The sequence below is a fragment of the Nocardiopsis salina YIM 90010 genome (genome assembly GCF_000341025.1).
GTDB classification, from domain to species: Bacteria; Actinomycetota; Actinomycetes; order Streptosporangiales; family Streptosporangiaceae; genus Nocardiopsis; species Nocardiopsis salina.
Genome location: NZ_ANBF01000138.1, coordinates 1 through 13,034, shown reverse-complemented (window position 1 = coordinate 13,034; position 13,034 = coordinate 1). Strand labels below are relative to the sequence as shown.

At 74.4% G+C, this 13,034-nt stretch carries 9 protein-coding genes and 2 pseudogenes; 4 read left to right on the top strand and 7 right to left on the bottom strand.

What is annotated here, in order from left to right; translation table 11 throughout:
• From D474_RS28880 to pgl, 3 genes and pseudogenes are all read left to right on the top strand, one after another.
• Window positions 1-182 (top strand): annotated as a pseudogene (locus tag D474_RS28880) (glucose-6-phosphate dehydrogenase); the annotation flags it as partial.
• Between the two features lie 28 nt (window positions 183-210).
• Entirely contained in the window at window positions 211-1,137 is a 927-nt protein-coding gene (locus D474_RS0115450) for a glucose-6-phosphate dehydrogenase assembly protein OpcA (protein WP_017614453.1), read from the top strand.
• Window positions 1,134-1,880 (top strand): 6-phosphogluconolactonase, encoded by a 747-nt coding sequence (pgl, locus tag D474_RS0115445; protein ID WP_017614452.1) that lies wholly within the window; start codon window positions 1,134-1,136, stop codon window positions 1,878-1,880. Before D474_RS0115450 ends, pgl begins: the two co-directional genes overlap by 4 nt.
• Before the next feature lie 70 nt (window positions 1,881-1,950).
• On the opposite strand, the gene D474_RS0115440 is transcribed toward pgl, so the two are convergent.
• The 3 genes from D474_RS0115440 to D474_RS0115430 all read right to left on the bottom strand — a co-directional run bounded on the left by D474_RS0115440 (window position 1,951) and on the right by D474_RS0115430 (window position 6,217).
• Complete coding sequence (locus D474_RS0115440) at window positions 1,951-3,522, bottom strand: alpha/beta hydrolase (RefSeq protein WP_017614451.1); 1,572 nt, start codon at window positions 3,520-3,522, stop codon at window positions 1,951-1,953.
• Window positions 3,523-3,603: 81 nt separating this feature from the next.
• Window positions 3,604-5,760 (bottom strand): PDDEXK family nuclease, encoded by a 2,157-nt coding sequence (locus D474_RS0115435; RefSeq protein ID WP_017614450.1) that lies wholly within the window; start codon window positions 5,758-5,760, stop codon window positions 3,604-3,606.
• A gap of 97 nt (window positions 5,761-5,857) precedes the next feature.
• Complete coding sequence (locus D474_RS0115430) at window positions 5,858-6,217, bottom strand: hypothetical protein (RefSeq protein ID WP_017614449.1); 360 nt, start codon at window positions 6,215-6,217, stop codon at window positions 5,858-5,860.
• A 353-nt stretch (window positions 6,218-6,570) separates the two neighbouring features.
• On the opposite strand from D474_RS0115430, the gene D474_RS0115425 reads away from it, so the two are divergent.
• Window positions 6,571-7,794 (top strand): hypothetical protein, encoded by a 1,224-nt coding sequence (locus tag D474_RS0115425; RefSeq protein WP_017614448.1) that lies wholly within the window; start codon window positions 6,571-6,573, stop codon window positions 7,792-7,794.
• A gap of 98 nt (window positions 7,795-7,892) precedes the next feature.
• On the opposite strand, the gene D474_RS0115420 is transcribed toward D474_RS0115425, so the two are convergent.
• The 4 genes and pseudogenes from D474_RS0115420 to D474_RS28875 all read right to left on the bottom strand — a co-directional run.
• A complete protein-coding gene (locus D474_RS0115420) occupies window positions 7,893-10,079 on the bottom strand; it encodes a TIGR03986 family type III CRISPR-associated RAMP protein (protein ID WP_017614447.1) in 2,187 nt (728 codons plus the stop codon).
• Window positions 10,079-10,837, bottom strand: a complete 759-nt coding sequence (locus D474_RS0115415) for a hypothetical protein (protein ID WP_017614446.1) — start codon at window positions 10,835-10,837, stop codon at window positions 10,079-10,081. Before D474_RS0115415 ends, D474_RS0115420 begins: the two co-directional genes overlap by 1 nt.
• The gene (locus D474_RS0115410) at window positions 10,834-12,456 is read right to left on the bottom strand and encodes an RAMP superfamily CRISPR-associated protein (protein WP_017614445.1); all 1,623 of its coding nucleotides are present in this window, start codon (window positions 12,454-12,456) and stop codon (window positions 10,834-10,836) included. Before D474_RS0115410 ends, D474_RS0115415 begins: the two co-directional genes overlap by 4 nt.
• Window positions 12,453-13,034: pseudogene (locus tag D474_RS28875) on the bottom strand (hypothetical protein); the annotation flags it as partial. The gene D474_RS0115410 and the pseudogene D474_RS28875, both read right to left, overlap by 4 nt.

The following is a 13,034-nucleotide window of genomic DNA, read 5'->3' as shown; positions in this document are numbered from 1 at the left end:
CCGCCCCCCCGCCGCTGTTCCCGCGCCAGGAGGAGGTCGAGCTGTCGTGGCAGATCCTGGACCCGGTCGAGGAGCACTGGGCACGCTCGGGCCAGCCCGAACAGTACGGCGCGGGGACCTGGGGCCCGGAGTCGGGGCAGGCCCTGCTCGCCCGGGACGGTCGCCATTGGCGGCGCCCGTGACCAGCCACGACCACGCCCGGAGGGTTCGATGACGCTCTACCTGCCGCGTACGACCACCTCGCAGATCACCGACGCCCTGATGTCGGAGCGCCTGAGTGTGGGCGGCGGTGCGATGAACATGGTCCTGACCCTGGTCATCGTCACCGACGAGGCCGACCACTACGACGCTGTGCGTGCGGCCACGGAGGCCGGACGCGAGCACCCCTCGCGGGTGATCGCGCTGATCCGCCGCGATCCGGACGCCGAGCCCGCCATCGACGCCGAGATCCGCCGCCCGGGCACGTCCGGTCCGGGCGAGGCGGTGCTCCTGCGGCTGTACGGGCCGTTGGGCGAGCACCCGGACTCGGTGGTCACTCCCCTGCTGGTGCCGGACGCACCGGTGGTGGTGTGGTGGCCGGGCCGCGGGCCGTCCGATCCGTCCTCCGACCGGGTGGGGCGCCTGGCGCAGCGGCGCATCACCGACGCGTTGCGCGCCGAGGACCCGTTGCACGACCTGCGGGAACGGGTAGCCCACTACCGTCCGGGCGACACGGACCTGACCTGGACCAGGCTGACACCGTGGCGTTCGCTGCTGGCGAGCGTGATGGACCAGCCCAGCGGATGGGTGACCTCGGCGCGGGTGACGGCCGAGCCGCACTACCCGAGTGCCGAACTGTTGGCGTCGTGGTTGTCGGAACGCCTGGCGATCCCGGTGGAGCGCCGCGCCTCGGACGGGCCCGGCCTGACCGAGGTGCGCTTGTCCACCGAACAGGGGGAGGTGGTGATCTCCCGGACCGACGGCCGGACGGCGACCCTGTCGCGGTCCGGGCAGCCGGACCAGACGGTGGCACTGGCCCGCCGCGGCGCGGCCCTGGCCCTGGCCGAGGAGCTGCGCCGACTGGATGCAGACGAGACCTACGCGAGCGCGGCCCGGCACCTGGGGGACGTGGCCGCTGGAAGCGGAGCAGGCAAGTGAGTGAACCGGAAGTGGTGCGCCACCCCGATGACGAGGCGCTGGCCTCGGCGGTGGCCGACGAATTGGCACGGCAGATCCAGAGCGCGGTGGCCGAGCGGGGCGTGGCGCATGTCGTGCTGACCGGCGGGGGCATCGGCATCAAGTCGTTGATCAAGCTGCGGGAGACCTCCGAGCGCATCGGGTTGGACTGGTCGCCCGTGCACCTGTGGTGGGGCGACGAGCGTTTCCTGCCGGATCGGGACCGCGACCGCAACGAGACTCAGGCGTGCGAGGCGCTGATCGACCACATCGGGGTGCCCTCGCACCAGGTCCACCCGATGCCGGCCTCCGACGGGGCCGACGGTGACCAGGTCGACCACGCCGCGACCCGGTACTCGCAGGAGCTGGCGGTGGCCGCGCGGGGCGCGGGCCCGGTTCCGGCCTTCGACGTGTGCCTGTTGGGCGTGGGACCGGACGGGCACGTCGCGTCGCTGTTCCCGGGTCTGGCCCAGGTGCACGACGACGAGGCCGCTGCCGTGGGTGTGCACGACTCCCCCAAGCCGCCGCCGCACCGGGTGACGCTGACGCTGCCCTCGATCGGGGCGGCGCGCCAGGTGTGGCTGCTCGCGGCCGGTGAGGGCAAGGCCGAGGCGGTGCGTCTGGGACTGGCCGGCGGTTCGGTGGACGAGGCCCCGGTGGCGGGTGCCCGCGGGAGCGAGCGCACGGTGTTCTGGTTGGACGAGGACGCCGCTTCCCAGATCTGAGTCCGTGACGGGTTGAAGGCCCCGTTCCTCCTGGTGGGGAGCGGGGCCTTCGCCGTGTGCCGGGGGATGCCTAGTGGTCGGGGTGGCAGGTCAGGGTGTCCCCGGGCGGGCGGTCCTGCAGCAGGTAGGTGTCGACGGCGTCGTCCACGCAGGTGTTGCGGCCCTCCCCGTAGAGGGTGTGCCCGGCCCCGCTGTAGGTGATCAGGTCGGATCCGGGCATGGCGCGGTTCAGGTCCTCGGCCCAGGCGTAGGGGGTGACGGGATCACCCACGGTGCCCACGACGACCGGGGGCGGAGCACCGTCGAAGTCGGGGGTGTCGGGGATCTCCTCGGTCTCGGGCCAGTGGGCGCAGGGCAGCTGGTCCCAGACGGGGTCTGGGCCGAGCAGGGGTGCGACGTCGTCGGCCACCCGTGCGGCGTCGCGGTAGTCCCACACGTCGGTGGGGTCGCGGCGGTCGGCGCAGCTGATCGCGGTGAGGGCGGCCTGGGTGTCGACGTGCTCAGCGCCGGGCTCGGGGGGTGAGGGCTCGTGGTCGCGGTAGGTGCCGAAGGCGTCCTCGTAGAGGTCGGCGACCCCTTCCTCGACTGCGGCCTCGTCGTCCTGGTCCAGAGCGGTGAACAGGGCGGAGAGGTCGTCCCAGTCCTCGTCGCGGGGCAGGGCGAGGGTGAGCAGCAGGGAGAACATGTCGCCGTTGATGCCGACCCCGTCGACGAGGACGGGTTCGTACTGCAGCTCCGCGGCGGCCTCCTCGGTGAACTCGGTGGCGGTACCCGGGTCGGTGAACGGGCAGTCCGGTTCGACCTCGGCGCAGTGCTCGGTGAACATGCCCCAGGTGTCGCTGAAGGCGTTGGCGCGCCCGAGGGCGGTGTCGAGGCCGGAACCGTCGAGGAGGACTGGGCTGTCCAGGACCATCGACCCGGTGCGCTCGGGAAAGGTGTCGGCGTACAGGGCGCCGATGCGGGTCCCGTAGGAGTACCCGACGTAGTCGAGGGTGTCCTCGCCGAGGGCGTCGCGCAGCAGGTCGAGGTCGCCGACCACCCCGACGGTGCCGATGTGGGCGAGGAAGTCTTCGCCCACGGCGTCACGGCAGCTCTCCGCGTAGTCGTGGGCGGCGTTGTCGAGAGTGCGCAGCTCCTCGGCGCCGGTGGACAGGGGGTCGGAGGCTCCCGCGCTGCGGCGGGCGTGGTCGAGCGCGTACCAGTCGCCGCAGGCGAAACCCTCGCTGGCGGCCACACCGCGCGGGTCGAAGGAGACCAGGTCGTAGGCGTCGCGGAGGTCCTGGCTGAAACGGGGGGTGTCCATGGCGGCCAGGCCGGAGAGGCCGGGGCCGCCGTGGTTGACCACGAGGGAGCCCTGGTGCTGGTCGGCGCCGCCCTCGGCGGGGTGGCGGACCACGGCGAGGTCGAGGGTGCGTCCGCCCGGGTCGTCGTGGTCGAGCGGGACGGTGAGGGTCCCGCACTCGAGGGCGGCGAGCCAGTCCCGGTCACCGCCGAGTTCGGTGAAGAGGGTGAGGTCCTCCTCGCTGTGGCAGGGCGCCCAGGCCACGTGCTGGCCGCGGAACTCCTCGTCGTCGGCGCCGGGCGCGCAGCCCACGATCAGGACGGCGGTCAGAGCGATGGCGGCCGCTCCCCCGTGGCGCATGTGTGACCTCCCCGTGTGTGCCCCGGCCCCCATCCTGTCGGTCGCGGCGGGCAGGGCCGTGGAGGCCGACGGCGGGTCGGGTCACAGGGACGCGAGGTCGGTGTGCAGGGGTGCGGGCGGGTCTCCGGGGTCGGCCGCCAGGACGAGCGGGCGCAGCGGGTCGTCGAACGTGATGCGGGGTTCGGTGGTGCCTGCACCGGGCGGCGTGTGGGTGATCCAGTCGACCAGTTCGCGGGCGCGGCCGACGTCCCCGCCGGGACGGGTCAGGGCCAGGACGGTGCCGGCGACGTCGCAGCGCAGGTTGAGGTGGAGGGTGGCGGCGTGCACGCTCTGGGCCCAGGCTCCGGGGCTGACGCGGCGGGTGCGGCGGTCGTGGGGGCGGCGCAGGCGCCAGGCGGGCGCGGTCAGGCCGAGGGCGCGGTCCCCACAGGTCAGGACGAGGCTGGGGCGTTCGCGGGCGGTGTGGGCGCGGTCGGGGTCGGCCAGGGTGGTGTCGACCCAGGTCTGGACGTGAGCGGTGGTGGCGCGGGTGAGAGCGGTCCGCGCGGCCTCGAGCAGGGGCGCGTCGACATGGAGGGGGTCGGCGCTCAAGGGACCGTGCAGGGGTGTGTGGCCGGTCAGGACGAGCGACCAGTCGACGGCGGCGCGGTCGGGCAGGGGCAGGCGGCCGTGGGTGAGACAGATCAGGGTGCGTTCGCGGGCGAGCTGGTAGGTGGCGCAGGCACCGGAGTGGCGGGCGGCCAGGGCAAGGCCCAGGCTCATGGCCTTGGTGCCGGTGGTGAGGTCGACGAGCGCGGGGCGGCCGTTCTGTGCGCTGATCCAGGTGTGGGCGCCGGAGGCGACGGCGTGGACGTCGGAACCGTCGACGGGGTCGGCGCCGAACCGGACACGGTCGCGGTATCCGTGTTCCTTCAGGTGTGCGGCGTCGGCGGGCGGGGCGTCGGGGTGCTCGGCGCGGTGCAAGGTGCGGGCCGCGGCCTCCCGGACGTGTTCACGCATGCCCTGGTGGGAGGACAGGATCAGGGTTCGGGCGGGCCGGTGGGCGTGCACGGCGGTGAGGGTGCCCAGGCGGCTGCCGCCCAGCGCTGTGACCATGGCGGGTGCGGTCTCGGGTCCGGGGTGGCGCTCGGGCGGGTCCGGACAGGCGGGGGGCGGGGCGTGGGCGCAGGGCCGCAGAGGGGCGGGGTCCAGGCCGGGGAAGAAGGCCGAGCGCAGATCGTCGAAGGAGCTCAGGCGGCGCAGGAGGTCGTCGAGGGACCACACGTGGGTGTTGCGTGCGTTGAGCGCGGGGTTGTGCTCGAGCATCGCCTCGCGCAGTCGGGGGCGGGCAGGACCGGTGTGTACGAACAGGACGGAGACGGCATTGCCGAAGACCCGGCGGGCCTTGGCGACGGTCCACCCGGCGCGGGCCTCGACGTCGCCGGGCCGGGTCTTGGCCTCCACGCACAGCACCCGGTGGCGGTGGCGGACCACGGCGTCGAAGTCGGCGACGGAGTCCCCGGGACGGGCGGGGTCGGCGACGCGGCGAGGGCCGAGGACCTCGGTGTCGGGGGCACGGCGCAGGTGACGCCGTAGGTGGGCGAGCACGCGGGCCTCGGCGACGATCCCTCGGCGGGCGGCCGGGCCGAGGCGGGGGTGGCGGGCGTCGAGGGCCTGGGTACCGCCCTGCAGGACCAGGCGTACGGGTTCGGGGTCGCGGTCCTCGATCCAGTGGGAGCCGTGCACGCCGGCCAGGGCGGCCAGGTCCACATGGGCGGTGTCGACCGGCAGACCGGGGTGGTCGGGGTCGGCGGTGCGCAGCAGGTCGCGGCGGGGGTCCAGGTACAGGCGCCATGCCGGTGCACGGGGATGGCGGTCCGGGGGCAGCGCCTGTTCGTGCAGGAGGGCGGCGGCCACACTCATGATCTTGGTTCCGCCGGTGTAGTCGAGGTACCAGGGCCGGCCTTCGCGCAGGCCCTCCAGGATGCGCAGGCGGTCGCGGACGCTCTTGGGGTCGTGGGGGTCCGGGCCGACGCTGGCCACGTGAACGGACGCGGGGGCGGTACGGGCTCGCACCGCCTCGGCGACGCGGTGGGCGGCCTGGAGGGTGTCGTCGCTGCAGAGGAGGACGAGGTGGTCGTGGGGCAGGGTGAGCGCGGACAACAGCGCGGGGGTGGGGTTGCGTCCCACGAGGACGACGGAGGTTCGGGGGGTGTCCACGTTGGCCTTCTCGCGCGTTCGTTCACCGTGTGGCGCCATGGTAACGGTTCGCGCGGGAGGTGTTCGGATTCCCGGTACTCACCTGCAAAAACATGAGACGCCCACGAGAACGGAAGCTGCATTGGCCGCACAGAACTCACGGGCGGACTTTGGTGTCGGGCGACCCGCTGACCACGAAAGAACGGCAAGCGGTCACGGTTCCTTTTCCGTCTCTCACCAGGTCGGAAGGGACGAGCAGATCGCGGCGCTCGGGGTGGGCCGACCCCACGACCGAGGAGACGATGAACCAGGTTCCCTCGCGGGGTTCGGGCAGGTCGGCGCGGCCGCGTTCCTCCGCCAGCAGGGGCACGCCCTCGGGTACGCCCGCTGCCCGGTCGATCCGTACCCTCACCGCCTCGACCCGTGCCGGACTGTCGGCACGGGGCCAGCTCTGGATCACACGCGAGCGCTCGTCGACGACCGTCACCATGTGCGGGGTCAGGTTGACCACCGGCATCCGAGGCCTCCGTTCTGTGCTGCGCGCGGCCGTCCGGGCCGTGATCGCGGCGCCCGCGCCCTGCTCTCACCGCAAGTCTCTCGGACACCGCAGGAGCACCCCCGCGGACACGTCGGAGGAGGTGGGGACGGGCGCGTTCGGGACGAGGGGCCATGGTCGGGACGCGGTCACGGCCGGAGGCCGCCGCATTCCGCGCACCCGGCAATTGACAGCGGCAACGGGACCGGCCTAATTTGTTCTCGGACCTCCCGTCGACGCGGGAGTGTCGGAAATGGCCTCACGTCTCTTCGCACACGCTTTTCCGCGGGGCTGGGAAAGCGACCCGGCCCGGGTCCACCCGGGGAGAAGAGTTCGTGAGCACGCACCACTGTTCCGCATGGGAACTGTTCCGTTCGACCACGTTCCTGCGCGTCTTCACACGCGTGGTGGGCTGCGGCCCGTGTTCGGGTGACGGAACCGCACAGAGCTGCCCGGGCCACGCCGAGCAGTTCTATCACTATGTCAACCTGTGCGCCGAGCACTGCCCGTGCCCGGCGCACCGCGGCGACGCCGACAGCGTGATCGCCGTGCGCATGCGCCGCGCCGCACCGGCCGGTGCCGAGGGCGCCGGGAACACGGCCGTGCGCGAGCACGTCGACCGCAGCGCCGCGCACCGGTTGCGCGATGCGCTCGACGACGTGCGCCGCGACCGGTCCTACAAGAACCTGCGGCGCGTCTACCCCCAGCGCAGTGCGAACGGGACCGTGCGCTGCGCGTTCTCCGAGCGTCCCCGGCGTTGGGCCCAACGCCGCGACGTCTCCCGGGTGGCCTCCGACGTGGTCGACCAGGAGGCGCTGGCGATGCTGGTACTCACCGCGGGGTGGGGCAACCCGGCTGCCGACCTACCCGAGGACATCGGTCCGGGCGAACACGTGTCCTTCACCGAGGACGGCAGCGCAGTTCCGGTGGCCGACCTGCACGGGCGGTCGGTGAGCGAGGAGCGCGAACCCCCGATGGTCTCCACCGCCACCGGCGACTACCTGCTGCGCAAGCTGGCCGAGCTGGCGTCCGGACGCGACGCCGACCCGGGGCGCACACCCGACCAGCGCCGGCGGCTGGTGCTGCGCCGGCTGCTGCCCGAGCTGAGCGGAGAGGATCTGGCCCGGCGGCTGACCGGAGTGCTGGGGCGGATGGCGGTGGACATGCCCACCCACTTCCGGATGGTGCAGCGCGCCCGCGGCCGGGCCCGCAGCGCCCCGTACGCCCCGGTTCCCGACACCGGGGAGGCGCCTGACGGGGGTGAGCCGCCGCGGCGCGAGGTGCTGGACCGTAACGAACGCGCGTGGCTGGCCCGGACCGCCGCACGCCTGGCCGAGGACGCCCAGCGCGACCGTGCCGCCTTCGACGCCGACCCGCAGGGGGCACTGGAGGCCCTGGTCCATTCGGTGTTGGCGGCCGACAGCGGTGTGCCGGAGCGGTGGTGGTCGGCGTCGGAGGACCCGGACGTGCGCGCCGACCTGTTGGAGGCACTCGCCGATGCCGCGGAGTCCCCGGCGGGTTCCGCTGCCCCGGAGACCTCTGTGGACTCCGCACCCTGACCGGGACGGCCGCGCCCCCTCCCCCTTGCCGCGCGGCCCCCGACGACGGTGTGCGGGCCCCGGACCTGCGGGTCCGGGGCATTTCTGTGCCCGGATGCTCACGGGGGCGGGCCGCGGTCGGAGAACCGGCGGGTGAGGGAGGGCAGGACCGGATACTCCGCGAACTCGCGCAGGCTCATCACGGCAGTCTCCTCCAGGGGAAGCCTGTGGCGCCAGCGTGCGGCCAGGCACACGTCGCGGGCCTGGGCGACCCCGCGCCAGTGGGAGGGCCCCGACCCGTGGGCGGGGTCGGTCTTCCGGCGCGCGGTCAGGGCGGCGCCGAACGCGTCGAGGAAACCCCGCACCTCCGAGGCGCCGGCGCGGCGTACTCCGGCCCCCGGGTCGGGGGACAGGGCGCGGGCACGGCGGTCCACCAGGTGCAAGTCCGGTTTCAGGTGCACGCTGCCGAGCCCGAGCGCCTTGCCCATCCCGATCTTGTGCGCGTACTCGGGGTCGCGGGGGTCCCCTCCGTCGGCGGGGTTGTCCAGGACCAGGGCCCGCACCAGAGCGCCGAGCTCGGCGTCGGTGAGGTTGGTGAAGGTGACACGGGAACGGAAAGCGAGCCCGTCCCTGAGCGGAAGCACGTCGCGCTGGGTCTCCCGCGGCGGCCCGTCACCGGCGGAGGGCACCTCGAACCCCAGCGCTTCCTGCGCCTCCCGGTCGTACCGCACCGGGGAGCCCAGACCCTCGGGGTGGCGGTGCAGGTACACCTTGTACCCGCCCAGGCGCACTCGCCCCTCGTGCGACCAGGTCACCAGGTCGGGGCGCTCCCCGAACTCGGTCTCGGGCCCCTGCAGCAGGTAGTTGGCGAAGCACCCGCGCTGCGGGGACAGCAGGCGCACACGCAGGGGTCCCCCGGGCAGGTCGGCGTCGGTGCTCCGGCACACCGCGTCACCGACCTGGATCCGGCCCCGGGTCGCCCCGCCGGGCCCGGCGAAGGTGTCCAGATCGCCGAAGAGGGCGCGGGGCACGTCGACGGGGCGTCCTTCGCGTTCGGGGTCCCCGCCGGGCGGGTCGCCCCGTTGGGGCCCCAGGACGCTCGGGGGAACGGCGCGCCGGATCGGGTTGTCGTCACTGACGGCGATGCGGTACCCGCCGGAGCGCCCGAAGGAGACCACCGCACCGGACAGGTCCTGATCGAACCAGACCGGTTCCACCCCCGACCTGGGTAGCCCCCCTCCTCCGGTCCCGGCCACGGGCGCGCGCTCGGGGTCGCCGGGCACGGTTCCGAGGTGGTCGGGAAAGGCCAGGCGCTGGTAGTCGGTGATCTGCTCCGCGGACTCGAAGAGCTCGACGAGCGCCTCGGGCACGGGCAGTCGTCCGGTGCGCAGGTCGTGCGGGCGTGCGAAGAGGTAGGCGTTGCGGCGTTCGGCGGAAGCGGGCCCGGTGAGCACGACCAGCGCCGGAACGACCGTTCCTTCCCCGCCGGTGTGCGTGTGCAGGTGTTCCAGGGCGTCCTCGAAGGTGGGGGCGACTGCGGCGATGCCCTTGGTCCCGGGGATGTGCAGGGCGTGCACCCACCGGTGCTGGAGCGCGCCGTGCTGCGGGTGCAGGGTCGGCACGTACCCGGTCCCGCGCGGCGGGTCGGGGAAGGTGGTGACGCCGAAGTCCCAGGTGGCCAGACTCCGGCGCAGCACATCGAAGGGGAGCTTGAGGGCCTGTCCGGGTTCGGCGCACCAGGGCGTCGGCGGGACCTCGACGACGTACCAGCGATCCTCGTCGGTGGCGTGGTGCAGGAACCCCTGCCGGGTACGCAGCCCGGCTCGGCGTTTGCGGTAGTGCGCGTGGCGATGGGCCATGACCTGTCGCGTGCGGGCGGGCAGGGTGCTGTCCCCGCTGTCGGGGTCGATGCGCACGGGCGCCCGGAAGTACAGCATCGGGGTGTTGACCGGGCCGGTCTCGCCCCCGGTGAGCATGCGGACGGTGTTGCGCAGGAGGCCGCGCAGGCTGGATCCGGGCAGGACCGGCAGTCCCGGGCCGCCGGGAACGGGCAGCCGCAGGGAACGGCCCGTGTGGCCGCGGTCCGGGCTCCGGCCGACGTAGGTGGGGGTCAGGGTGGTGACGGTGAGGTCGATCCATCCGCTGTGGGTCCCGGGCACGGTGCGGTCGTGCGAGCGCAGCAGTTCGGCCGTGTTGTGGCCGGTGTGGAGGTCGGCGGCGGGCAGGGGCGTGTCGGCCAGCTGCACGAGGCCGTAGGGGGCGGTCGCGGTGTGGCGGGCGCGGCGAGTGCCGGGATCGGCGTCCATCACGCCTCCCGGACCGGGTCCCCGGTTCCGGGGTCGGGCGCGGGCCCGGTGGGGTCGGCACCGGTCCGGAACCCGGTGAGGCGGTGGAAGGCCACCCCCACGGCCCCGGTCTCCGGGTCCTCGGCCCAGTACTCGCGCACGGTCAGCCAGGATCCGGCGCTGTGGGCGAGGGTACGCCCGGCACCCAGCGGCCGGACCGCGGCCGTGGCGTCGACCGGGTCCAGGGGCAGGACGGCGCGAGTCCCGTCGGGTTCGGAGGTGGCGGTGAGGGGGGCGGTCTCGTGCGAGGCGGGCCGGTCGGGTCTGCGGTGATCGCCCCCGTTGTGGCCGCGCAGCAGGAACGCGCGGTCCCGCGGCCGCAGCGGCGCCGGCAGTGGGCCGGGAGCGTCGGCGCTGATCCATCCGCGTTCGGCCCCCTCGGCCAGCCGGATCTGGACGTGCGGCGTGAAGACCAGCACCTCCAGGATGCGCCACAGGTCGTCGGGCCCGGGGGCGGGGGCGGAGAGCGCCGGGAGGGCGATGTCGGAGCGGCACCAGTCCCTGGAGGGGCAGGAACCGGTGATACGTCCGTCCCCNGGGAGCCACTGGGGTGCGGCGGCGTCGGGGGTGGCCGTGGTCGGGGGCGGCCCGACCGGAGGCCGGTCGAGCAGACCGCAGCGCACCCCCCGGACGAAGACCTCCTCCACGACGGTGTCGACCTGGCCGGGGGTGAGTTCGTGCACGAGCAGCCCGGCCGGCGGGGACGGTTCGAGGTTCACCGTTCCGCCTCCCCCTCGGCTCGGGGCTCCAGACGGGCGTGCCAGCGCGAGACCCACCCCCGGGCGAGGCGGGCGTCGGCGCTCTCGGGGTCCAGCACGGCAGTGAGGAGGTCGACGGTTCGGGGTGGCTCGCAGTCGCCCGTGCGGACGGTGAGGGTGGCGGCGGTGGCGGTGAGCCGTCCGTGTCCGCTGCCCGCGCCCGACCCGAGCGTGTCGGCGGGCACGGTCGCCAGGTCCCGGACCAGCAGGGTGAGGAGTCCGCGCACGGAGTCGTCGGGGTCGTACACGTCCAGGACGGCCTCGGCGGTGCCCCCGCAGTGCACGTCACTGGTGCTCAGGTGTCCGTCGACGGCGTCGCCGAAGAGGGAGTCCACGGTCAGGCGGGTGGTGGTCAGGGGCGCACCTCCGGTGAGCACGGGAGTGCGGCGCAGGCGGACGCGCGAGGGGCGGGGCAGCGCGGTGACCGGGTCGGTGTCACCACCCCACCACTGGGCGTGCCAGTGCCGCCACAGGTCCTCGTGGCCGCCGAGGGCCTCGCAGGCATCACGGCTCAGGCGGGCGGAGAGACGTTTGAGGAGGGCGTGGAGGGCGGTGTCGCCCAGGACCGGCGCGGGCTCAGGTGCCCCTTCGGCGAGCCGGCGGCGGTGGGCACGGTCGACGGCGCCCACACGGTCGGGCGGGGGCGGGTCGGCGATCATGAGCAGCCCCGGACGGACCTGGGCGGGCAGCAGGGGGTCGTCCGGTTCGCCGACGGCCAGGGTGAGACGGAGCTCGTCGCGGGGGCCGCGGTCGGGGGCCGTGGCCGGGATGCCGTCGGCGAGGTCGGGGCGGTCGGCCGAGCGAAGCGCGCGGACGAGGGCCTCGGTGAGGGTGGGCGATCCGTCGGTGAGTGCGTTCTCGCCGTCGGCGCGGCGCTGTGACCAGGTGCGGGCGTGGTGGGCGAACCACCCTTCGGCTGTGGTGAGGTCGTGGCGGCGGGCGGACCAGGAGGTGGCGGCGATCGCTCCGTGACCACGGCCGGTGCGCGCACCGACGTGGAGGCCGGGTGCGTCGGAGCCGGGGGTTCCGGGACCTGTGTGCCCCCGGTACAGTCCGGCCACGCACGCCGTGAGCCGGCCCAGCGACACAGCCTCTTCCCCTTCCTCTCTCTCGTCCTCGAGCGCGCTCACGTGCAGGCGCAGGTGGGAGATGAACACGGTTCCGGCGGGCAGGATCTCGCGCCGCCACAGGTGTCCGGGCAGAGCCGTACCGGAAGCGGGGTCCACCCGGTTGCCCGTCCGGGACGTGATCGCGGTGGGGACGCGGCCCTCGGCGTCGTCCAGGTCCAGCGCACCGGGGAACCCGGTTCGGGCGGGGTCGTCGGCCGCAGAGGTGCCGAACAGAGCTCCGGCTGACGCGGTGTCTCCCGTGCGGGCGACCAGGTCGTGGCGCAGGACCCCCGCGAGGGTGGTGGCGCGCAGGCGTGGGAGCCCGGTCTCCGGGTCCCGGTCCACGGGCAGGTCGCTCCCGGGCTCGTCGGCTCGGCGGTGCGCGGGGTCGGCGGGCCCGACGTGGGTGTCGGAGAGCAGGACCAGGCGCACGGTGATCTCCCAGAGCACGGACGTCGGTGTCTCACTCACGGCCGCACACCCCCGCGGGCGCGCAACAGTCGGGCGGCCTCGGTGAGCCAGGCCGACAGGTACGCGCGGCACAGGCGTGCGGCGTCGCGGTGTTCCCAGGCGCGGGCGCGAGCGGACAGCTCCCCCGGGGCGGGCGGGTGCCCGTCGGCGAGGTCGAGATCGACGGCGGCCAGGGCCGCGGCGTAGTCGGGGTCGTGTCCGGACCCGGGGCGGTGATCGGACCACCACGCGGCCAGGCCGTCGGGGTCGGAGGGCGGTGTCAGCCAGGCGCGGGCGGTCACGGGCCCGGTCCGGGGTCCGCCGGTGGGACGGGCGCGGTCGAGGGCGCGCAGAGCCTTGGACGACAGGGCCCCGTCCTCCCCGGACACGGTGCACGCGAGGTCGGCCAGGGCGCCGATCGGGGTGCGGCCCGGGCGGGTGAGGGTGCTGCGCAGGTGTTCCAGGAGCCCGGGTGTCAGGGGCGCGAGCCGGTGCGCGCACGCGCGGGCGCAGGCGCGGGCGTGAGCGTGCACGACCGGGCGCGCAGCGTCCCACAGGAGGGTGTCGTGCAGCGTGCACAGCTGCATCCCCCAGTCCGG

What these genes read in the sequence shown, in the direction of transcription:
- D474_RS0115450 (WP_017614453.1), top strand. Translation starts at nt 211, where the DNA reads ATGACGCTCTACCTGCCGCGTACGACCACCTCGCAGATCACCGACGCC.
- D474_RS0115440 (WP_017614451.1), bottom strand. Translation starts at nt 3,522, where the DNA reads ATGCGCCACGGGGGAGCGGCCGCCATCGCTCTGACCGCCGTCCTGATC.
- D474_RS0115435 (WP_017614450.1), bottom strand. Translation starts at nt 5,760, where the DNA reads ATGGCGCCACACGGTGAACGAACGCGCGAGAAGGCCAACGTGGACACC.
- D474_RS0115430 (WP_017614449.1), bottom strand. Translation starts at nt 6,217, where the DNA reads ATGCCGGTGGTCAACCTGACCCCGCACATGGTGACGGTCGTCGACGAG.
- D474_RS0115420 (WP_017614447.1), bottom strand. Translation starts at nt 10,079, where the DNA reads ATGGACGCCGATCCCGGCACTCGCCGCGCCCGCCACACCGCGACCGCC.